The organism is Photobacterium carnosum, assembly GCF_002849605.1.
Classification (GTDB): domain Bacteria; phylum Pseudomonadota; class Gammaproteobacteria; order Enterobacterales; family Vibrionaceae; genus Photobacterium; species Photobacterium carnosum.
The window spans coordinates 76668-97347 of the sequence record NZ_NPIB01000003.1; the positions used below are offsets into that span (position 1 = coordinate 76668).

Annotated in this window: 22 protein-coding genes and 1 pseudogene; 22 read left to right on the forward strand and 1 reads right to left on the reverse strand. The window is 35.8% G+C overall.

Annotated features, from left to right (window positions below):
- The first annotated feature begins 156 nt into the window (after positions 1 to 156).
- The 15 genes from CIK00_RS04210 (at position 157) to CIK00_RS04280 (ending at position 13616) form a co-directional block, all read left to right on the forward strand.
- Positions 157 to 975, forward strand: coding sequence for a winged helix-turn-helix domain-containing protein (locus CIK00_RS04210; RefSeq protein WP_101767680.1), 819 nt, complete (start codon positions 157 to 159; stop codon positions 973 to 975).
- 2 nt (positions 976 to 977) lie between these two features.
- Positions 978 to 1484 (forward strand): FidL-like protein, encoded by a 507-nt coding sequence (locus CIK00_RS04215; RefSeq protein WP_101767681.1) that lies wholly within the window; start codon positions 978 to 980, stop codon positions 1482 to 1484.
- Positions 1485 to 2338: 854 nt separating this feature from the next.
- The gene (locus tag CIK00_RS04220; RefSeq protein WP_065192216.1) at positions 2339 to 2617 is read left to right on the forward strand and encodes a BMC domain-containing protein; all 279 of its coding nucleotides are present in this window, start codon (positions 2339 to 2341) and stop codon (positions 2615 to 2617) included.
- 20 nt (positions 2618 to 2637) lie between these two features.
- Positions 2638 to 2922 carry a BMC domain-containing protein gene (locus CIK00_RS04225; protein WP_062689453.1) on the forward strand — a complete coding sequence of 95 codons (285 nt, stop codon included), beginning with the start codon at positions 2638 to 2640 and terminating at the stop codon, positions 2920 to 2922.
- An 11-nt stretch (positions 2923 to 2933) separates the two neighbouring features.
- A complete protein-coding gene (locus tag CIK00_RS04230) occupies positions 2934 to 3212 on the forward strand; it encodes a BMC domain-containing protein (protein WP_065192215.1) in 279 nt (92 codons plus the stop codon).
- A 76-nt stretch (positions 3213 to 3288) separates the two neighbouring features.
- Positions 3289 to 4941 carry an acetaldehyde dehydrogenase (acetylating) gene (locus CIK00_RS04235; RefSeq protein ID WP_101767682.1) on the forward strand — a complete coding sequence of 551 codons (1653 nt, stop codon included), beginning with the start codon at positions 3289 to 3291 and terminating at the stop codon, positions 4939 to 4941.
- Positions 4942 to 4966: 25 nt separating this feature from the next.
- Positions 4967 to 5224: a EutN/CcmL family microcompartment protein gene (locus CIK00_RS04240; RefSeq protein ID WP_101767683.1), complete on the forward strand. Its 258-nt coding sequence runs from the start codon at positions 4967 to 4969 to the stop codon at positions 5222 to 5224.
- Between the two features lie 13 nt (positions 5225 to 5237).
- Positions 5238 to 6380, forward strand: coding sequence for a 1-propanol dehydrogenase PduQ (locus CIK00_RS04245; protein ID WP_101767684.1), 1143 nt, complete (start codon positions 5238 to 5240; stop codon positions 6378 to 6380).
- Positions 6381 to 6461: 81 nt separating this feature from the next.
- Positions 6462 to 9878, forward strand: coding sequence for a choline trimethylamine-lyase (gene cutC, locus CIK00_RS04250; protein WP_101767685.1), 3417 nt, complete (start codon positions 6462 to 6464; stop codon positions 9876 to 9878).
- A 95-nt stretch (positions 9879 to 9973) separates the two neighbouring features.
- A complete protein-coding gene (gene cutD, locus CIK00_RS04255; protein WP_101767686.1) occupies positions 9974 to 10948 on the forward strand; it encodes a choline TMA-lyase-activating enzyme in 975 nt (324 codons plus the stop codon).
- 9 nt (positions 10949 to 10957) lie between these two features.
- Complete coding sequence (locus CIK00_RS21675; protein ID WP_101767687.1) at positions 10958 to 11458, forward strand: BMC domain-containing protein; 501 nt, start codon at positions 10958 to 10960, stop codon at positions 11456 to 11458.
- On the forward strand, positions 11455 to 12120 hold the full coding sequence (locus CIK00_RS04265; RefSeq protein WP_101767688.1) for a phosphate propanoyltransferase: 666 nt from the start codon (positions 11455 to 11457) through the stop codon (positions 12118 to 12120). Before CIK00_RS21675 ends, CIK00_RS04265 begins: the two co-directional genes overlap by 4 nt.
- 11 nt (positions 12121 to 12131) lie before the next feature.
- Positions 12132 to 12833 (forward strand): hypothetical protein, encoded by a 702-nt coding sequence (locus CIK00_RS04270; protein ID WP_101767689.1) that lies wholly within the window; start codon positions 12132 to 12134, stop codon positions 12831 to 12833.
- 49 nt (positions 12834 to 12882) lie between these two features.
- A complete protein-coding gene (locus CIK00_RS04275; RefSeq protein WP_101767690.1) occupies positions 12883 to 13293 on the forward strand; it encodes a DMT family transporter in 411 nt (136 codons plus the stop codon).
- Entirely contained in the window at positions 13287 to 13616 is a 330-nt protein-coding gene (locus CIK00_RS04280) for a DMT family transporter (RefSeq protein WP_101767691.1), read from the forward strand. The genes CIK00_RS04275 and CIK00_RS04280 overlap by 7 nt, the downstream gene beginning before the upstream one ends.
- Before the next feature lie 144 nt (positions 13617 to 13760).
- Here CIK00_RS04280 and CIK00_RS04285 read toward each other — a convergent pair.
- Positions 13761 to 14704, reverse strand: a pseudogene (locus CIK00_RS04285) (IS1595 family transposase).
- A gap of 206 nt (positions 14705 to 14910) precedes the next feature.
- Here CIK00_RS04285 and CIK00_RS04290 point away from each other — a divergent pair.
- The 7 genes from CIK00_RS04290 (at position 14911) to CIK00_RS04325 (ending at position 20565) form a co-directional block, all read left to right on the forward strand.
- On the forward strand, positions 14911 to 15576 hold the full coding sequence (locus CIK00_RS04290) for a YoaK family protein (RefSeq protein ID WP_227990377.1): 666 nt from the start codon (positions 14911 to 14913) through the stop codon (positions 15574 to 15576).
- A gap of 323 nt (positions 15577 to 15899) precedes the next feature.
- Positions 15900 to 16187, forward strand: a complete 288-nt coding sequence (locus CIK00_RS04295; RefSeq protein ID WP_101767693.1) for a hypothetical protein — start codon at positions 15900 to 15902, stop codon at positions 16185 to 16187.
- 660 nt (positions 16188 to 16847) lie between these two features.
- Entirely contained in the window at positions 16848 to 17876 is a 1029-nt protein-coding gene (locus CIK00_RS04305; RefSeq protein WP_101767695.1) for an ion channel, read from the forward strand.
- 207 nt (positions 17877 to 18083) lie between these two features.
- Positions 18084 to 18470: a DUF2541 family protein gene (locus CIK00_RS04310; protein ID WP_101767696.1), complete on the forward strand. Its 387-nt coding sequence runs from the start codon at positions 18084 to 18086 to the stop codon at positions 18468 to 18470.
- A 168-nt stretch (positions 18471 to 18638) separates the two neighbouring features.
- Positions 18639 to 19490 carry a patatin-like phospholipase family protein gene (locus CIK00_RS04315; RefSeq protein ID WP_101767697.1) on the forward strand — a complete coding sequence of 284 codons (852 nt, stop codon included), beginning with the start codon at positions 18639 to 18641 and terminating at the stop codon, positions 19488 to 19490.
- A 127-nt stretch (positions 19491 to 19617) separates the two neighbouring features.
- The gene (nfsB, locus tag CIK00_RS04320) at positions 19618 to 20271 is read left to right on the forward strand and encodes an oxygen-insensitive NAD(P)H nitroreductase (RefSeq protein WP_101767698.1); all 654 of its coding nucleotides are present in this window, start codon (positions 19618 to 19620) and stop codon (positions 20269 to 20271) included.
- Between the two features lie 3 nt (positions 20272 to 20274).
- Entirely contained in the window at positions 20275 to 20565 is a 291-nt protein-coding gene (locus CIK00_RS04325; protein WP_101767699.1) for a putative quinol monooxygenase, read from the forward strand.
- The last annotated feature ends 115 nt before the right edge of the window (positions 20566 to 20680 follow it).

Here is a 20680-nt window from a genome sequence, read left to right on the forward strand (position 1 = left end):
AAATCGTGGTAATAATGTTGATTTATTAATTATAAATGTGATTTACTTTACATAATGATAAAATATAGACTAATATGAATTGATCTGCATCACTATTTTACTCCTAGTTAGGTATTATTATAAGTATTAATACCTAATTGAGATCGTTAGACGTTGATGAAATATATAATAAATAATTTCCTCTATTATGATGCTGTTGATGCAACGTTGAGTCTTCATGATAACGGTATTTCTGACACTCATCTTTCAATTACTGCTAATGCATTGTTATATTTTTTATTACAGCATGATAGCATCATTACTCGTGATGAAATAATGAAAAGAGTATGGGATGATAATGGGTTAACATCATCAAATGGAAATCTTAATCAATATTTAAGTTTGTTAAGAAAATCATTTCGTAATTATCAAATAGAAAATATAATTATTACTATTGCGCGTGGGCGATTAGAAATAAATAAAGATATATGTATTGAAATTATTGATAATAATAAATTACATCCGCTTTTTTTTAATCAAGAAAAACAGTTAGATAAAAATATAAAAACTAAAAATAATGATTATAAACTAGATGTAGATCAGGTAGTAATAGATAAAGGCCAAAGACAAGAGCGTAATTGGATGATAGCTTGTGCCGTTTTATTTACGGCAGCATTAATATTATTGTGGACGGCAATTGTTTCTGAACACTCCATCAATGTTGTCAAATTAAATCAAGTATCAGCGGGTATTTGTGAATTATTTTCTAATGAAAATATGATTAACTCTGAAATGAGTAAAAGTTATCGAAATAGCTTTAACGTGGTACGTGAAAAACTGAATTTAGAATGTAATGAAGATCGACGATTTGTTTTTTATTATAGTGATAAATTCAAGAATAAAGGTTTAGGGCGTACTTTTATGGCTCATTGTGCAAAGAATGAAAATAATCCTTATGCCTATTGCGATAATTATTTTTACTACTCTTGGAAATAAGAATGAAATCTAAAAAAAACGGTAAAATATTTTTCTTTTATATGTTGATTCTTTTTTTTCTTTGTACATTACCTTTTTTTTCTAAAGTTCTTTTAGAAAATAGGGGAGAAATGAAGTGTATTGCGCGTGCAATTATGCACTTTGAGGATCCTAATATAGAAACGGTAAATGCTAATATCCACTTCCATTTTGCATCTAAAGGACAAGGATCTATGGTTGTGGAAGGTTATTCTGACTCAAAAGCTGGATGGTTATATCTTCAGCGTTATGTGAAATTTGAATATGATAGTCAACAAATATCTAATTTAGAACGCATGTATAAGGTAAAAAAGTGGTCATCTAGTAAATCATCTATAGATGAAGCACCGGATGTTATTTTTGATTATTTCATGCGTGAAATGTCCGATAGTAATCATGCGTTACAAATTCATGTTAAAAAATTAAATCATAGTACAGTATTATTAAGCTCAATTAACTCTCCTTTATTCATCTGTTCGTTATCTGAATAGAACCATCTTTATCTGTTATTTCTCTGCGCTGTAGTTTGCCACCAGCAGATTATATTTAAGTTAACTAAGCGTGGAGATGACATCTCTTTTTTTAGCTTAACTTCTTTTTTATTTCATTAAGTATATTGCTTTTATATTTTCAATCTAAATTCCTGTACTTACAAAGATTAACTTTATTTGAAGTTAATCCACTATGCTTTTTCTATATAGCGTTCCAATATTCTTGGTCTACCTATTTTCTTATATTTTAGTGATTGTTCTTTCATTGTCTTTGTTATCTATCTACTCATATTTGCAGTAGATAATTCTGTTTCAGAGTATATTATTTGTTTCCTGCTTGTTATGTACCTCTTTACTTTCTCAATGCCTCAATGCTGGGATTACCCTTTAAACTATTATATCGAGTTGAGATGTGTTTACAGGCATCTCTGCTATTTGAAAATAGTATATCTGTTTTTCATCAATGACTGCTTTTGTCCGCATCCTTATCTAAATAGCTATTGTCCTAGTTCACACTTATTACCTTTAATTTATTGATAAATAACAATTACTTTAAAATTGTGATGATTCTATTAAGTAATAGGATGAATGTTGAATTTTCTATTCTCTAAATATTGTAAAAATATAAAAAGCAGATGAATTTCGTGAATATAAGTATTAATCAGGACTAATTTTAGAGTAATCATCTAAATATGGATTTTTTTAGGAGTAATATGCCATTTTGTTTTTTTTACCGTTATGGTTGTTTCGTGGTTGCTAGTAACTTGTTTTACAACGTTCTTGAGTAAGTAAGTTGCCTCGTTCTGGTAGCTTTCTAATAACAACATTTAATATGAATAACGGAGGAATCAAACATGGGTGATGCATTAGGTTTGATTGAAACAAAAGGTCTTGTAGCGTGTATTGAAGCTGCTGATGCTATGTGTAAAGCAGCGAATGTTGAGCTAATTGGTTATGAAAATGTTGGTTCAGGCTTAGTAACAGCAATGGTGAAAGGTGATGTTGGAGCAGTAAAAGCTGCCGTTGACTCTGGTGTTGAATCAGCGAAACGCGTTGGTGAAGTCGTGACTTCTCTTGTAATTGCACGTCCTCATAATGATATAGACAAAATCATTATTAAACATAAGGCATAAAGGTTAATAAGGAAGTCAATATGAAAGATGCATTAGGTCTTATTGAAACTAAAGGATTAGTGGCTTGTATTGAAGCTGCTGATGCTATGTGTAAAGCAGCAAATGTTGATTTAATTGGATATGAAAATGTAGGTTCAGGCTTAGTTACCGCAATGGTTCGTGGTGATGTGGGTGCAGTAAAAGCTGCCGTTGACTCTGGCGTTGAATCTGCACAACGAGTTGGCGAAGTTGTTACATCATTAGTGATTGCACGTCCACATACTGATATTGAGAAAATTGTTTCTCAATATACGATGACTGAATAGAGGAATATTCGATGAAAGATGCATTAGGTCTTATTGAAACAAAAGGACTTGTTCCTGCAATTGAAGCTGCTGATGCTATGTGTAAAGCAGCTAATATCGAACTGATTGGTTATGAAAATGTAGGTTCTGGTTTAGTTACTGTCATGGTGAAAGGTGATGTAGGAGCAGTGAATGCTGCTGTGGAATCTGGTATTGAAGCGGCTCAGAAAATTGGCGTCGTGATCTCTCATCGTATAATTGCTCGTCCACATAATGATATTGAAAAAATAGCCTCTCAGCATAAAGCATAAAGCATAAAGCATAAACATGATCTTGCTAGTGAGGCAATACCTCACTAGTAAGAAATAAGGTGAAGGATTATTGGTCATGATATTAGATAAAGATTTACAGTCCATTCAGTCAGCTCGTGAGTTGGTAATGAATGCGAAAAAGGCCCAGCATCAGTTTGCTAAATTTTCTCAGGAACAAGTTGATAAAATTGTTGCACATATTGCCATTGAAGCTGCACGACATGCTGAAGTCTTGGCAAAGTTAGCGCATCAAGAGACGGGTTTTGGACGCTGGCAAGATAAAGTGCTTAAAAATATTTTCGCCTCAACACAAGTACATGAACATATCCGTGATATTAAAACCGTAGGCATTATTACTGATGACTCAGTGAATAAGATTATGGAAGTTGGTGTGCCATTGGGTGTGATAATTGCACTTGTTCCATCGACGAATCCAACGTCGACTATTTTCTACAAAACGTTAATTGCCTTAAAAGCAGGTAACGCTATTATTTTTTCTCCGCATCCAAATGCGAAAGAGTGTAGTCAACAAGCAATTGATGTTGTGAAACGTGCAGCACTCGAAGCAGGTGCCCCAGAAGGAATTATTGACGGAGTAACCTTGTTGACAATGCAGGCGACTGAAACGCTGATGAAGAGTAAAGATATCTCTTTGATTTTAGCGACAGGTGGTGAAGGAATGGTACGTGCTGCATATGCATCAGGTACGCCTACAATAAGTGGTGGTCCGGGTAATGGACCTGCATTTATTGAACGCAGTGCTAACATCCCACAAGCAGTGAAAGATATTATCACTAGTAAAACATTTGATAATGGTGTGATTTGTGCTTCTGAGCAGTCGATTATTGCTGAACGTTGTATTTATGAACAAGTGCATTATGAGCTATTACGTCAAGGTGCATATCTAATGAATGAGCAAGAATCAGACAAACTTGCTGCTATCTTACTACGCCCTAATGGCATGATTAACCCTGCTATTGTTGGTCAGTGTGCGTTAACACTCGCTCAGAAAGCAGGCTTTACTGTTCCGGAAATAACAACGGTACTGGTATCTTTACAAACAACGGTTTCTTCTCAAAACCCATACTCGCGTGAAAAACTGTGCCCAGTATTAGGCTTGTATATTGAAGATGATTGGCATGCAGCTTGTGAACGCGTTTTAGAATTGCTCACAAATGAAGGTATGGGTCATACCCTCGTTATTCATACACAGAATCCTGACATTGTACGTGAATTCGCGCTAGAAAAGCCAGTATACCGAATATTGGTGAATACTCCCGCAGCATTAGGTGGCATTGGTGCTACAACCAATATTTCACCAGCTTTGACCTTAGGATGTGGTGCACTCGGTGGTGGTTCTAGCTCTGATAATGTTGGACCAATGAACTTACTGAATGTAAGACGAGTGGGTTATGGTGTGCGTTCAATTGAAGATCTTCGTCAATCAGTTGCTGTATTAATGTTGGCACCTGCCTGTCAGCCTGCTTACGTTTCGTATGCTGAGCCTACATTAGCCGCACCTGTCGTGTTAGATCAATCTGTTAGTATTTTCGAAGATACACGTTTCATTGGGGCGGCACCAACAACTTCAGTTGCTACGGTAAATACTGTGTCCTCAATTCTGAGTGATGATCGCTTTTCTTCAGTAGTTACGCCAGAGAATGATGAAATTAATGCTGCGCAAGTTGAGCGTATTATTAAGCAAGTCATGGGCCGTCTCGCGTCATAGTATACATAATGAAGGTGGTGAAAATATGCTTCTTGCAACAGTAACTGGGCGGGTTGTCGCTACCCAAAAAAGTGATGAATTACGCGGATCAAATTTATTACTAGTAACCGCACTTGGTGATGACTTGGAACCCCTCAAAGATCGTACGTATGTAGCTGTTGATTGTGTTGGGGCTGGAATTCACGATCAAGTATTAGTAGAAGAATACTTTGCATTACATAAGCAGCAATACAAGGCAATGTCGATAATTGCCATCGTTGAGAAAATCTTGCAGGAACAATAGGAAAGGCAGAAAGATGAATAAATTTCAGATCAAGCCCACTATTCAATTTGGAGCTAATGCGCTAAATAAGCTGAGAACCTTAACTGGACAGCGCGTATTAATTATTACCGATCAATCCATGGTTAAGTTCGGTATTGCTGAGATGGTAAGCCAACACTTGCAAGCTAATCACATGACAGTTGAATTGTTTGCTGATGTTACCCCAGATCCTGATGTATCTGTGATTGCTAATGGTATGAAAGCTTTTATCACAGCAAAACCAGATATAGTGATTGCTGTGGGTGGTGGATCCGTTATTGATGCCGCAAAAGGGGTTATCTATACGTTGTCACAAGGTGGTCAGTTAGCGGATAAACCGTATTTTGTGGCAATCCCGACAACGAGTGGTACTGGTTCAGAAGTGACAGCGTTTTCAGTTATTAAATCAAAAACTGAAAAATGGGTAGTGGTAGATGAATATATGTTGCCAGATCTAGCAATTCTCGACCCTGCATTGGTGACGTCAGTACCTGCTTCTATCACTGCAGACACAGGAATGGATGTGTTGTGTCATGCATTAGAAGCATATGTATCTAATCAGGCATCGGACTTTAGTGATGCGTTAGCAGAAAAAGCGGTTCAACTTGTTTTTGCTCATTTGTTAGATTGCTACTTGGAAGGTAATAACTTATTAGCGCGCGAAAAAATGCATAACGCATCATGTATTGCGGGTATGGCATTTACTAATGCATCTTTAGGAATTACACATAGTTTAGCACATGCGCTAGGTGGAAATTTTGGTGTGCCGCATGGACGTGCAAATGCATTACTGATGAGCCATGTTGTCGCATTTAATGCTGATTTTTCTGGTGGATGTAATACCTTTGCAGCGAAAAAATATACTCGTTTAGCGACTCTGCTTGGGTTACCGGCTACGGATTATCGTGAAGGAGTACGTAGTTTGCTGGTGGCAATTGATGTATTGCGTGAGCAATTAGGTCAGGTTGCGAATATTCAAGCATGTGGTATTACCGCGTCAGATTTTAACATCGCAATAACTGCGATGGTGACGTTAGCTATACATGATAATTGCACCCTTACCAACCCACGAACAGTAAGTGTAATAGAGCTAGAAACCTTGTATAGAAAGAGTTTTCTAACGGCATCTTTAACGTAATTATACAGTATTAATTTTCCAATATTCAGATGGTCAGTCAAGGTTGACCATAGTGAAACAATATAGTAGGAGAGGCTAACGATGGCCCATTATTCTTTAACGCCACGCGTGAAAATGCTGGCAGAAAAGTTACTCGCAAAAAACAGCTCCATTAATTCAGAACGTGCAACCATTTTGGCATCGATCGGTGAAGAAATTGCAGGTATGCCACCATTGGTAAAAAAAGCACAACATTTTAGCCAATTGATGTCGGATCTACCACTTTATATCGGTCAAGATGAATTGATTGTAGGTAGCCAGTCATCGGCATTGCGTGGTGCAATTTTTCATACTGAAGATGAACTAAATAGCCCTTCTGTATTTGGCTTTTTAAATAGTGAAATAACGCATACACCAGATTATATGGCAATGATCAGTGTTGGTCTTAATGTACTAGAACAGCATATGGAATCACGGCTAAAAAATATTGGTAGTGCGATCAGTCGTAATGGTATGGATGAAGTTAATCAAGGCAAATCCATGTTATTAGCATGTAAAGGCGCAGATACTTTTACACAACGTTTAGCGGAGGAACTAGAAGCGAAAACGAATATAGAAAATCATCCGTATCGTAAAGTTGAGTTGCAAGAGACCGCAACAACATTACGTCATATATTGGGTCAGCCAGCTAGAACGTTTAAAGAAGCATGTCAAGCGTTTTATTTGATCCAATTGATGATGCACCTTGATAACGGTGGCTATGCTATTGGCCATATCGGATTTGATAAGGCGTTATATGGTTACTATCAACGTGACATTAACGCAGGGGTGATCACTCCAGAGCAAGCTTACGAAATCGTTGAATGTTTATGGTTGAAATTAGTTGAGCTGTCTGAAGTACGAGCAAATGTTTCAGGTGCTGGCTACCCAATGTTTGATTGGTTAGTACACGGCGGAAACATGACTGATGATCAGTTAGTGCAAAATGAACTTTCAACGATGCTATTAGCGGCCCGCAACAATCTAGCGAGTTTTAATAGTGTACTACAAATGCGCTTATATCAAGGTAGTGTAACTACAATGTCACCGACAACGGAAGCGTCATGTTTCACTACCGTTGCTGATTGTGATGAGAAAGAAATGGAAGGCTTAACGCCACGTATGCAACGTCTGCGTAGCAATTACCTAAAAGCGCGTCCAAGTATGTCCATCTACCGTGCGCAAGCTTTCACTGAAGTGACGAAGAAGCATCAAGGTTTACCGCTTATTCTTCTGCGAGCAAAAGCATTCCGCTATGCTTGTGAAACAGCACCATTACTGATCCAAAATGAAGAGTTGATCGTTGGTCATCCATGTGGCAAACCACGTGCAGGTGCATTCTCGCCAGATATCGCATGGCGCTGGGTTCGTGATGAGCTTGATACTATGAGTACTCGTGCACAAGACCCATTTGAAATTTCAGAAGAAGACAAACGCATTATCCGTGAAGAGCTTGTACCATTTTGGGAAGGCCACTCATTGGATGAGATTTGTGAAGCACAATATCGTGAAGCCGGTCTTTGGGCTTTTAGTGGTGAAACTTTTGTTAGTGATTTGTCTTATCATCAAATTAATGGTGGTGGTGATACGTGTCCAGGATACGACATCCTTTTATTTACTAAAGGTATGAATGGTATTAAAGCAGATGCAGAGGAAAAACTTGCATCGCTAAGCATGGAAAATCCAGACGATATTGATAAGATTTATTTTTATAAAGCAGCGATTGAAACCTGTGAAGGCGTGGTGTCTTACTCTCATCGTATTGCTGCTCTTGCAATGGAATTAGCCGAGAAAGAAACGGATCCAACACGCCGAACTGAGCTGTTGACTATTGCAAAAACCAATGAGAATGTACCCGCAAATCCACCAAAAACACTGCAGGAAGCATTGCAAAGTGTCTGGACCATTGAATCGCTATTTGAGGTAGAAGAAAACCAAACTGGTCTATCTTTAGGGCGTTTAGACCAGTACTGCTACCCAATGTACCGTGCAGATATTGACTCAGGCCGACTAACAGAAGAACAAGCACTTGAAATGATGCAAGCTTTTATCATCAAGTGTGCTGAATTGATGTGGATGTCGAGTGAATTAGGAGCAAAGTACTTCGCGGGTTACCAACCATTCATTAATTTAACCGTTGGTGGCCAAAAGCGCCAAGGAGGTGATGCTACTAATGAGTTAACTCTCATGATTATGGATGCCGTACGCTATGTAAAAGTATATCAACCGTCACTCGCTTGTCGTATTCACAATCAATCACCTCAACATTATCTTGAGAAAATAGTTGATGTGGTAAAGGCGGGTATGGGCTTCCCTGCTTGTCACTTTGATGATTCACACATCAAGATGATGTTACGTAAAGGCTATGATTTCGAAGATGCACGTGATTATTGCTTAATGGGCTGTGTGGAACCTCAAAAATCGGGGCGTATTTACCAATGGACATCAACAGGTTATACCCAATGGCCAATTGCTATTGAGTTTGTATTAAATCGTGGTCGAATGGTGTTGTTTGATAGTTACCAAGGTATTGATACTGGCGATCTTAATAGTATCTACACCTTTGAGCAGTTTGATAAAGCTGTAAAAACGCAAGTGGCTCATATTATTAAATTATCTGCAATTGGTACTGTTATTAGTCAACGAGTTCACCGTGATGTTGCACCTAAGCCTCTGATGTCTTTGATGGTTGAAGGTTGTATGGAACAAGGGAAAGACGTTGCTGCTGGTGGTGCGGTTATTAACAACGGTCCAGGTTTGATTTTTTCTGGTTTGGCAACGTATGTTGATTCAATGGCTGCAATTCGAAAATTAGTCTTTGATGATAAGAAATATACTTTAGTACAAATGCGCGATGCGATGTTGGCGAACTTTGAAGGCTTTGAAGAACTTCGTCGTGATTGTCTTAACGCGCCTAAGTTCGGTAACGATGATAATTATGCTGATGAATTTGCGTTAGATATTACTGAGTGGACTGAGCGTGAATGTCGTGATTACAAAATGCTGTATTCAACCATGAGCCATGGCACGTTATCAATTTCTAATAATACACCAATCGGAGAATTAACTAATGCAACACCGAACGGCCGTTTAGCATGGATGCCATTGTCTGATGGTATTAGCCCAACGCAGGGTGCCGATAAACATGGTCCAACAGCCATTATTAAATCTGTTAGTAAGATGAATGTTGAAACTATGAATATTGGTATGGTTCACAATTTTAAATTCTTGAAGGGTTTGTTGGATACCCCTGAAGGTAAAAACGGTCTAATTACTTTATTACGTACGGCTTCAATTCTTGGTAATGGTCAAATGCAGTTTAGCTATGTTGATAACGAAGTGTTGAAGAAAGCGCAACTTGAGCCTGAAAAATATCGTGATTTAATTGTGCGTGTTGCTGGTTACAGTGCCTATTTCGTTGAACTTTGTAAAGAAGTTCAGGATGAAATTATTAGCCGTACAGTTATCGAAAAATTCTAATCCAGTAATTAAGGAGGTAAAAGCCTCCTTAATTTAAAACATCACTATGCCTAAGTAATGGCAAATATATACAGGTAAGGTGAGGATAAATAATAATGACTGGAATAGCTGAAGTGAATAAAAAAACCGAATTGAAAGGACGTATTTTTAATATTCAAAAGTACTCAATTTACGATGGTGAAGGGATTCGTACGCTTATCTTCTTTAAAGGGTGCAATCTTCGTTGTGATTGGTGTGCAAATCCTGAAGGATTGAGTAGTAAGTTTCAAGTTATGTTTAGCCATGATAAATGTATTGCTTGTGGGAAATGCGCCGAGGTTTGTCCTGCTGGTGTACATCTTATGTCAGTCGATACAGATGGTAACGCAGTACATACTATTGATCGCAATGTAGATTGCATTGGTTGTCGAAAGTGTGAAGACGTTTGTATGGGTAACGCGTTAGACATTATGGGTAAAGATGTAACAGTACCTGAGTTGATGGCGGTTGTTATGCAAGATTATGACTTTTACATGTCATCTGGTGGTGGTGTTACTTTAGGTGGTGGAGAACTGAGTTTACAAACAGATTTTGCAGTGGCATTACTGACTGACTGTAAAAAGCAGATGATAAATACAGCTATCGAGACGCAAGGGACAACAAGTCTTGCTAATTATGAAAAGCTGGCCAAATGTACTGATTTATTTTTATTTGATATTAAACAAATAAATACAAATCAGCATCAAAACTTATTCGGTATTGGTAATGAAGATATAAAACGTAATCTTGAGCGATTAGTTGAACTTGGTGCCAATATTGTTATTCGAATGCCACTAATCCGAGGTTATAACGATTCGTTTGACTCAATCACAGGGGCTTTTGAATACGTTATGAAATTAGCCAAACGGGATAATAGTAATATCCAGCGGATTGATGTTTTGCCTTATCATCAGTTTGGTAAGACTAAATATGAAAAGCTCGACATGATTTATCCTATCACTCAAAACCTTGGCTATAGCGATGAAGAATTAAATAAGTTGAGTGATTTCTTTACTCAGTTTGATTTTGATATCCGGTTGGTTCGACATTAAGGACGTAATATGACTGTAAGTCTTGGGGTAATAGAAACGATCGGCTTAACGGCGGCTATCCATGCTGCAGATGCTGCATGTAAAGCCGCTGGTGTACACTTAACAGGCTATCGTAAAGCAGGTTCGGGCTTGGTTTCAGTTTATTTTGAAGGCGAGATCAGTGCTGTAATGGTAGCTGTTGATAGTGGTGTTGATGCTATCCGTGATAGTGCTGAACTTTGCATGTCATTGGTTATGGCAAGACCAGATACGAGTGTACTGACAATGCTGACGCAGGGTTGTCTATCTAAGGTTCCTCATTTACATGATGTAGAAAAAGAGGATATGTCTGATGGTAATATTTCAACTTCAGAATCAGTTACAGAAGTTCCAGTGATCTCAGATCAATTTGACGGTGAAAATACATCATTAGTAGCAGTGATACCGGCATTAATGGTACCTAATCAAAAGCCTACGATTACGTGTAATAAACGAGGTAGTACATCAAAATCGCAGGGAAGTAAAAAATGATCAATACCCTATTAATGACTCATATTCAGGATCGACTACCCGCATCAAGGTTATGGACTCCTGTTGTGCTGCCTACTTTGTTACCCGGTGTAACCGTTGGGATCCCTACAGGGGTATCAAACCGTCATGTTCATCTTTCTCAAACTGATATTGAGGCACTTTTTGGAGAGGGGTATCAACTTCAGCCCTTAAAAGAGCTTAGTCAACCTGGTCAGTTTGCTGCGAAAGAGTGCGTTATGGTTGTAGGATCTAAAGGTAGTATTAATAATGTTCGCGTGCTGGGGCCTGCAAGATCTGAAACACAACTTGAAGTATCAAAAGCTGATTGTTACGCCTTGGGGATTAAAGCTCCAGTACGTGAATCGGGGGATTTATTCCAATCAGCAGATGCATTGCTTGTCGGTACTGTAGGACACGTCAACCTACAATCTAAAGTTATTTGTGCACAGCGACATATTCATATGTCACCACAAGATGCGCAGTTATTAGGGGTTGAACACGGTCAAAAGGTTCGGGTGAGTGCTGGTCAGCAATGTGGTTTAGTCTTTGAGCAGGTTGTGGTTCGCATTGATGATCGTTATGTCCTTGAATTTCATATTGATACTGATGAAGCTAATGCGGCAGGTATTCGTTCTGGTGATTCAGTTTATCTCGTTGACTGACGGAGTAAAATATGAACGGACAAAATCTTAACCAAGAAGATATTGATATTATTGTTGAACAAGTGTTAGCCAAAATGGGTAAGTCAACGTTGATAGTTCTTACTACCGCGAATGGTTATCACCAAGAAATCGCTACTCAACTTGAAATTTGGCCAGGAATACAGTGGCATATTTTAGCTAACCAACTATCAACTGGTGAACTAGCCGCAGTTCATCATCTTGGTAATCAAGTTCATTGGGATGGTGTTAATCCATCTCAATGGTTAAATCACTATGAGCAGATATTGTTTCCATTTTTGGATTTTGCCACGTTAGGTGAAGTGAGTAATGGCTTGTATTTAACGCCTGCTAGCCAATTATTTCAATATGCGTTAATGAAAGGAATACCAACATATGCTTTGGACTATCAATGTGATTTAAATAACGAGTTAAATCAATTATTAGGACTTTCTAGTAATGTAGCCATGCGTAAACGTACAGCGTTACAACTTAGTAATATAACGAAGCTTGGTGCGAAAATAGGTTCGTTATTAACTATTAAGGCTTACATGTTGGGAATACCTGAACAACGTGATTCAGTATTAGTGTCTTCAATGCCATCTGGATATATAACTCTCAATGAGGTAAAAAATAAAGGAGTAAGTGCGTATACGCTACAAGATAATCTAACAGATCTTGCTGCGGAATATATTAAAGAACAACAATTACAGTAATTTATTTATCCAATCATTAAACAAACTTTAATTAAGCAAGGATCTTAAAATGCCTGAGTCTATAAAAAAATGGTTATGGATGGTGTTAGTTATAGCATCAGAAACGTCAGCTACTTCAACTTTAAAAATGTTTGATACAAGTGTTGGTATGACAAAAACAGTATTATTAGCTGTTATTGTCTTACTCTATATTGTTTGTTATTACTCGCTTTCACAAGCAGTGAAATATTTACCTGTTGGCTTAGCATATGCGACATGGTCGGGTACGGGTATTTTGCTTGTATCTACATTAGGAATGATCTTTTATGGTCAACATCCTGATATGGCAGCAGTAATTGGAATGGTCATTATTGCAAGCGGTATTATTATAATGAATTTATTTTCAAAGATGGGTGAAGAAGTCCCCGAAGTTGAAAATGATATAAAATTAACGCATAAAGATGGAGATGTAAAATGTTAAGTACTGGTTTCTTATGGTTAGGTTTGTCGATTTGTTCAGAAATAACAGGTACTTCATTTATTAAGAAAACAAATAGTTTTCGTAAACTAGGTCCTTCAGTTCTTGTTATTTGTGCTTATTCTATCTGTTATTTTGCTTTAACAAAAGCAATGGGATATATACCTGTAGGTATAGCATATTCATTATGGTGTGGTTTTGGTATCGTTGGTGTTACTTTTATGTCAATGATCCTATATAAACAAAAACCGGATTTACCAGCAATTATAGCTATGGTGTTAATTATTTCTGGTGGTGTAATTATGAATGTATTTTCAAATATGTAATTATGTCTTTTAATAGAATAATAATGTCGATGAAAATTGACATTATTATTCTTAATAAATATTTTAATATAGTGCTATTTATAATCCCTATTATATATCATATCCTTAATTCGAGATTATATAATGAATTATAAATTTACCTGATTACCACCGAGCTTCAGCCAATGTTAATAACTTCTCTGGCATCGGTGGTGATTTTGTACCACATTTAATCAGCGTATTGAATATATCTTCAATTCGGAAGCGATAATTAAATCGAAAACAGAATTCACCAAAATAACGAGGAATGTGTTTTTCTCTAATTGCGTGATACGTCCCTTTTATTGAATTTTTAACGTTACCAATCATGGTATCGACCCAATGAAATGCAGCTTCATATTGATGAAGTTCCTTACCATTTTTTGATAAGGAACCATGAATAATATCTGCTGCTACCAGGCCATTAAAGCAGGGTAAACCATCTGATATAACTAATTTTTTTCTTTTAAATGCTTTTTGGCCCAATCTGTAATTTCTTGTTTTTTAAAACAAGAAACAACACTTAGCCGCATATAAATAGGATGACCTTCTCCATTCAAAGAGATCGCTGATACGAAGGGTGTTTTGCCTTCGGCACCACGTCCTCGCTTGCCTTTTTGTTTACCTCCAATATATGAATCATCCAATTGCACGATATTGCTTAACTTTCGATTATCATCATGTTCTTTCATCACTTGCATGAGCTTATGTTTTATTCGCCATCCTGCGTTGTAAGAAATCCCTAATTTACGTTTTAGTTCTAATGCTGAAATACTATTTTTATCTTGAGTGATGAGATAAATAGCTAAAAACCATGTGGTTAACGGTAATTTTGAATGCGAAAATAGAGTACCAGCTGTCAAAGACGTCTGATAGTGACACTTATTGCATTGATATAATGGTCGTGATTTAAGTTTACAATAGCTTTTAGACCCACAGTCGGGACAAACGTAACCATTTTCCCATCGAAGATGAAATAAACGTTCCCTACATTGCATTTCTGTCCCGTACATTTGCATAAATTCGGGTATAGAAAAGCCTTTCTGAAATTGGATTGAATTCTTAAGTATAACGTTACTCCTATACTTCAATATATTGAAGTATAGGAGATAATTTAACAGTAGCTGTTAAATAGTGGTAATCAGGTAAATCTATTTATCTTTAATGATGAGCAGTTTATGTTTTTAAACAGAAGTTTGACTGCTCATACCTTGTTAAATACCAAAATTTAATGTAATACATAACATATTGTTATTACTACCTATGTTATGACCCATTGAATCTATCCGTAATTAAGCCAGCTATTCTTACCGCAATGCCATTTATGTTGTTATTCGTCGCAGGTATTATTGATGCGATTGGTTTTATTCATCTTAAAAATGGTCTGTTTGTCTCTTTTATGAGTGGTAATACAACACATGTAGCGATGCTGCTTTCTAGCCATCAATATAGTCAATCAATATCTTATATTGGTGTGATCTTGCTATTTGTTTCAGGGATCACTGTCGGTGAAATGATTGCAGTATTGCAGAAAAAAAACTATCGTTGGCTGGTGATGAGTGCAGTTTCTATATTGTTATGCAGCGCTGTTTTTATTGAACAAATTACTATCCCGATGGCAACTAATTTTGTACTAGCTTTTGCTATGGGGTTACAAAATATTGCATTAAGGATCACGATAAGTAAAGCGATGCCATTAACATTTGCAACGGCTTTCCTAGCAAATACAGGACGAGAGTTGGCTATGTTGTTATTGGGACAAGGTGATAAAAACGTCTTGATTAAACAGTTCTGTTTATGGTTATCTATTTTCATTGGCGCGATTGTTGGTAGTCAATTGATGGTATTATCAATAAGTTACGCATTAATCATACCTATATTATTATCTTGGTGTATAGCGGGATTATTGTATTGGTTAAGAGTGTTTACAACAAATGATTAATGATGTAATTATTATTAAGATAATTGTCGTTGTGTTTTATAAATAACAGCAATATAGATTATTAAATTTATATATTAAAATCATCCGTGTTGTAATCAAAGTTAATATCTAACAAATTAATCATTTATATTGTATAATATTGAAATTGTTTATTAAGTAGGTGCCAGTTGAAGTGTTGCAGAATTTTAATGGTGGTTATTTAAAAATTTAGACATAAAAATCAGATGCTTAACAAAAAAGCCAAAACAAGAAGGATGATTAGAATTAAATTTTTTATTTAGTAATCAAAGAGTAATAATAAAAAGTATCTAGGGTATAGAAATATGAAAATAACATATGATACTAATATTATAGAGTGTGATAAAAATAAACATCAAATAAATTGTAATGAGTGTCAGAAAATAACCGATCATTATGTATTATCGTCAATTGAACAATTTGGTACAACTAGCGTAGATGAAGATATATATTGGAATTGTAAAAACCAAACAATCCAGTGCGTTATCTGTAAAAATATATCTTTTAGAACTGTTTCTATTTGTTCTGAACGCCAAAGTTATGATGAAAAGGGCGAATCTTATTATTCAGAGAAGGTAGAAGTGTATGGGTAATATTTTGGATTGTGTAAAATAAAAGCATGCCGATAATTATTAATGATTATCGGCATGCTTTTTATTCTATGAATTTATGTAGTGAAGGGTGGTCTTTATTATTACTAATGTGTACATAATAAGATAAGTTGTTTTTTTTCTTTGTATATGTTATTTGATAGATAGTATTCTCTTTATTTATGAATAATGAAACTTCATCAAATATAATATCATTAATCACTTCTGTTGCAGATTCAAAAATAGCGAGTATTAAACGAATACAATTAGAACGCTCAATTGCAGATAAACCGATAAAGTTATTATTAACTGGGAATTTAAGTTCAATATCTGATGTGTTATTTAAATTCTTAACTATAAAGTACATGATTAATATTTATTATTGAATTTAATATAAAGATAACATAGGCATTATTATAATTCTACTGCTCTTTTTTATTGTAAATATATTATATAAATTTATTATTTTTAATATTCATATTAACTTAGAAATAAATTCATAATAGCTTTGTAAGTTGCTTATATATGAAAATTAATAAACTTAAATCTAAATTTGATGAAAAAACATTTTTAGATCTAGTTAGCATTATTTTACTGATTATACATACAATATAGTAAGGATTCGTTAAACTGTTAATCTGATGTAAATCAAAAGGAAACGACATGCATGCACTATTAAAAGTCATAAAACAAGTCATTAATAAGCATTTTATGGCAATTAATAGGTATACGTTGATATTACTTATCAGTGGTTATGTGATATCGAGTTGGGTGGGCTTGGTTCTTGCCAATGAGCGTCATTTAACGAATAACGTTGTGAGTTTTATTTACTATATAGTAACGACCAGCAGCACCGTTGGCTATGGTGATTTAAGCCCAACAACAATATACGGACAACTCTTTAGTGCTTTATTTATTATTCCGTGTGGTGTGGGTTTATTTGCATTATTGATTGGTAAAATAGCAGTCTTTTTTACAGATTTTTGGCGTGCAAATCGAAGGGGGAAACAACATTTGAAATTAAAAAATCATATTATTATTATTGGTATCAATAGTCGTCGTACACCGCATTTGTTGGAAATGTTAAGAAGAGAAGAACAAGGTCGACGTGAAATTGTGGTGGTATCGTGTGAGTATGAAGAATCACCATTTGATACTGACATCTATTTTGTCCGAGTTAACTCTTTTACTGATGCGATAGAAATGGAGCGAGCGAGCCTTTCAATGGCAAGTGCTGTGATTGTTGATACTGATTTAGATGACGCAACATTAACGGTAAGCTTATTTATTGCAGAACAAAATAGTGATGCACATTTGGTTGCTCATTTTGATGACTCAATTAAGCGTGATTTATTGCATAAATATTGTCCTAATTCAGAATGTATTTCTTCATTATCAACAGAGTTAGTCGCTAAATCTGTAATAGATAAAGGTTCAAGTTTTATTCATTCTGAATTGGTGAGTGCACATAAAGGGCAAACACAATACTCAATTAAAGTACCTGAAAATATTGAAAATATGACATTGGAGTCCATTTATTATACGTTTAAAAAACGGCATGAAGCGATCATTATTGCGGTACATCAGCACGATAAAGCCTGTGAAATTAACCCAAGTTTAGCGACGATAATTAAAGCGGGTGATATTGTTTATTACATTGCAGATGAACGTATTGCTGATTTTATTTGGTAACGATCAACCTGTGATCTATTCGTTAAATAAGTGGGCGAATTGTTTTTATTCTGATGTGTTAATGATGGAGACAGATATTTATTCGCTTTAGTTGTTAATATTGCCGTATTTAAGATATATACGGAATGAAATTGTGATTATTTGCTCGTTTTTTTATGAATATACGCTACGATAGCGGCTATTTTTAGCTCATTTATTTAATAGATCATGAATATAAAAAAAGCGCTTCCTTACCTATTTGTTGGCCTAAGTTTTTTCGGTAGTATATCAGCAGCTCACGCTTATGATCAAATTACACTTGGTCGTACTATTTTACTTGAAATCGGCAATCATGGCGCAAAAATTCCGTTAATAGTGTGTCGTAATACCGATGCGATTAAAGTAAAGGCAGAACGTAACTTACGTCTTGAACGCATTAAAGTAACATTTAGAAATGGCGAAACACGTAATATATCTTTCTATCGTGATCTGAAAAAAAATCAAGAAACAAGCTGGCGTAAATTCTCATATAAACGTTGTGTGAAGAAGCTAGAAGTGTATGGTAATTCTGACGGTACGCGTGCTGGTGTTAAAGTTTTTGGTCGTCAAAAATAGGACTAATAAGTAAATGAAAACGTCATCTATTTTCTATTATAGAGACTGTATGGCGTTTTTTTTGATTTTTTCTATAGTTGTGTGCAGTAATATTAGTCTTATATTGATATTCTAATCCCATACATAATTGAATATTATTCAGTTCATGACTTATAAGGATCAATGTTTATGAATGATACACCTAAACGTGCTTTAGTTGTTGAAGGTGGAGCAATGCGTGGTATTTTTGCTACGGGTGTTTTAGATGCTTTCCTTGAAAAAGATTATAACCCGTTCGACTTTACGATTGGTGTTTCTGCGGGTTCAATGGTGTTAATGGGTTACTTGTGTAAAAATCATAAGCGCAATTATCAAGTAATTACCGAGTATGCACGTAGTAAGTCATTTATTAATTATTTTCGTTTTGCCAAAGGCGGCAATCTTATCGATATTGATTGGCTATGGTCTGAAAGTATTAATAATCTGCCACTAGAAATCGATAAATATGAAAGCCAAGGTATCCCTTTATTTGCCACAACGACAAATATTGTCACGGGTGATGCTGATTATATTGAAGTTAAGCGCGATAACTTACAAAGTTTGATGACAGCAACATGTGCATTACCGATTGTTTACCGTAATTTCCCTAAAGTGGATGGTATTGCCATGAGTGATGGTGGTATCGCTGATCCTATTCCGGTTATTGAAGCTTATCGTCGTGGCGCGCGTGATATTACGGTTATTTTATCGCATGCACAGGCTAATTTTGTTCATAGCCATCAAGTTCCTTGGCTAACACATAAAATATTCAAAACAACACCAGTATTTGGTCAAGAATTTCTCACCAAAGAATCGCGTTATAACAAGGCATTGTATTTTATCCGTAATCCTCCTGCTGATTGTCGCATTACTGCGATTGTACCGAATAAACACTTTCTGATTAAGCGATTAACGCGCGATGTAAATAAACTAAATATAGGCTATGAATTAGGGCGTCAAGCTGGATTTAAGATGATTAATGATGATTTAAAGCAGAGTTAATCAATAGTCGTATTGCTACATGATATTAAATATGAGTTTGGAAAATCGAGTCGTTAGATAGGTTTTCCTTTTTATCATGAAAGAGTATGGTGTCTACTTAACGAATATACCGCACTAGGAAAATAATATGAGTATTGTTGATGCTGCCAACAAACGCTATTCAACCAAAGTTTTTGATCCTTCTCGTAAGTTAACTGATGATCAATTACAACAAATTAAAGCGTTGATTCGGCTAAGTGCTTCTAGTGTGAATTCACAACCTTGGCATGTTATCGTTGCTGCAACTGATGATGCCAAGCAGCGTATAGCAAAAGCGACTGAAGGCCCTTATGTTTTTAATGAGCCTAAAATATTGGATGCATCACATGTGTTAGTTTTTTGCTCAAAAACGACAATTGATGATGATTATCTAAAGGATTTATTAACATCTGAACAGCAAGATGGCCGTTTCTCTAATGAACAATCAAAACAACGCATGTTTGATGGACGTAATTTCTTTGTTGATTTACATCGAAAAACCCTAGGTGATGCTGATCATTGGATGCAAAAACAAGTCTATCTTAACATTGGTTCATTATTATTAGGCGTTGCTGCCATGGGCATTGATGCTGTGCCTATTGAAGGTTTTGATTGTGATGTTTTAGATAAAGAATTTAATCTAAGCGCGCAAGGTTTTACCAGTTTAGTGATAGTGCCTGTTGGCTATCATAGTACTGATGATTTTAATGCTAATGTGCCGAAATCACGTTGGTCGGATGAAAAAATTTTTACGGAGTGTTAACCCATGATCTATTTATTAGCAGAAATTAAAGCAAATCCTAACTGTCTTGAAAAAGCACAAGCACTATTAGAATCACTGATTGCGCCGACGCATTTAGAAAAAGGCTGTGAGAGTTATCAGTTGTTCACTGATCAAAATGTAGAGGGTTTATTTGTGATGCAAGAAGTGTGGCTTTCTCAAGCCCACCTTGATGAGCATTTAGCAAGTACACATTTTCAGAATTTTTTAACGACAGCTGAAGAATACAAATTGTTTGAATATGTAAAATTACGTCCAATGAATTTGGTAGGTTAATTTTTTATAATTGCCAGTATATGTAATAGTTACTGGCAATTTTTTTATAAAACATACTGTAATATATCCATATCCATATCCATATCCATATCCATATATGATGATCGTTATTTTC

What these genes read in the sequence shown, in the direction of transcription:
- CIK00_RS04210 (WP_101767680.1), top strand. Translation starts at nt 157, where the DNA reads ATGAAATATATAATAAATAATTTCCTCTATTATGATGCTGTTGATGCA.
- CIK00_RS04215 (WP_101767681.1), top strand. Translation starts at nt 978, where the DNA reads ATGAAATCTAAAAAAAACGGTAAAATATTTTTCTTTTATATGTTGATT.
- CIK00_RS04220 (WP_065192216.1), top strand. Translation starts at nt 2,339, where the DNA reads ATGGGTGATGCATTAGGTTTGATTGAAACAAAAGGTCTTGTAGCGTGT.
- CIK00_RS04225 (WP_062689453.1), top strand. Translation starts at nt 2,638, where the DNA reads ATGAAAGATGCATTAGGTCTTATTGAAACTAAAGGATTAGTGGCTTGT.
- CIK00_RS04230 (WP_065192215.1), top strand. Translation starts at nt 2,934, where the DNA reads ATGAAAGATGCATTAGGTCTTATTGAAACAAAAGGACTTGTTCCTGCA.
- CIK00_RS04235 (WP_101767682.1), top strand. Translation starts at nt 3,289, where the DNA reads ATGATATTAGATAAAGATTTACAGTCCATTCAGTCAGCTCGTGAGTTG.
- CIK00_RS04240 (WP_101767683.1), top strand. Translation starts at nt 4,967, where the DNA reads ATGCTTCTTGCAACAGTAACTGGGCGGGTTGTCGCTACCCAAAAAAGT.
- CIK00_RS04245 (WP_101767684.1), top strand. Translation starts at nt 5,238, where the DNA reads ATGAATAAATTTCAGATCAAGCCCACTATTCAATTTGGAGCTAATGCG.
- cutC (WP_101767685.1), top strand. Translation starts at nt 6,462, where the DNA reads ATGGCCCATTATTCTTTAACGCCACGCGTGAAAATGCTGGCAGAAAAG.
- cutD (WP_101767686.1), top strand. Translation starts at nt 9,974, where the DNA reads ATGACTGGAATAGCTGAAGTGAATAAAAAAACCGAATTGAAAGGACGT.
- CIK00_RS21675 (WP_101767687.1), top strand. Translation starts at nt 10,958, where the DNA reads ATGACTGTAAGTCTTGGGGTAATAGAAACGATCGGCTTAACGGCGGCT.
- CIK00_RS04265 (WP_101767688.1), top strand. Translation starts at nt 11,455, where the DNA reads ATGATCAATACCCTATTAATGACTCATATTCAGGATCGACTACCCGCA.
- CIK00_RS04270 (WP_101767689.1), top strand. Translation starts at nt 12,132, where the DNA reads ATGAACGGACAAAATCTTAACCAAGAAGATATTGATATTATTGTTGAA.
- CIK00_RS04275 (WP_101767690.1), top strand. Translation starts at nt 12,883, where the DNA reads ATGCCTGAGTCTATAAAAAAATGGTTATGGATGGTGTTAGTTATAGCA.
- CIK00_RS04280 (WP_101767691.1), top strand. Translation starts at nt 13,287, where the DNA reads ATGTTAAGTACTGGTTTCTTATGGTTAGGTTTGTCGATTTGTTCAGAA.
- CIK00_RS04295 (WP_101767693.1), top strand. Translation starts at nt 15,900, where the DNA reads ATGAAAATAACATATGATACTAATATTATAGAGTGTGATAAAAATAAA.
- CIK00_RS04305 (WP_101767695.1), top strand. Translation starts at nt 16,848, where the DNA reads ATGCATGCACTATTAAAAGTCATAAAACAAGTCATTAATAAGCATTTT.
- CIK00_RS04310 (WP_101767696.1), top strand. Translation starts at nt 18,084, where the DNA reads ATGAATATAAAAAAAGCGCTTCCTTACCTATTTGTTGGCCTAAGTTTT.
- CIK00_RS04315 (WP_101767697.1), top strand. Translation starts at nt 18,639, where the DNA reads ATGAATGATACACCTAAACGTGCTTTAGTTGTTGAAGGTGGAGCAATG.
- nfsB (WP_101767698.1), top strand. Translation starts at nt 19,618, where the DNA reads ATGAGTATTGTTGATGCTGCCAACAAACGCTATTCAACCAAAGTTTTT.
- CIK00_RS04325 (WP_101767699.1), top strand. Translation starts at nt 20,275, where the DNA reads ATGATCTATTTATTAGCAGAAATTAAAGCAAATCCTAACTGTCTTGAA.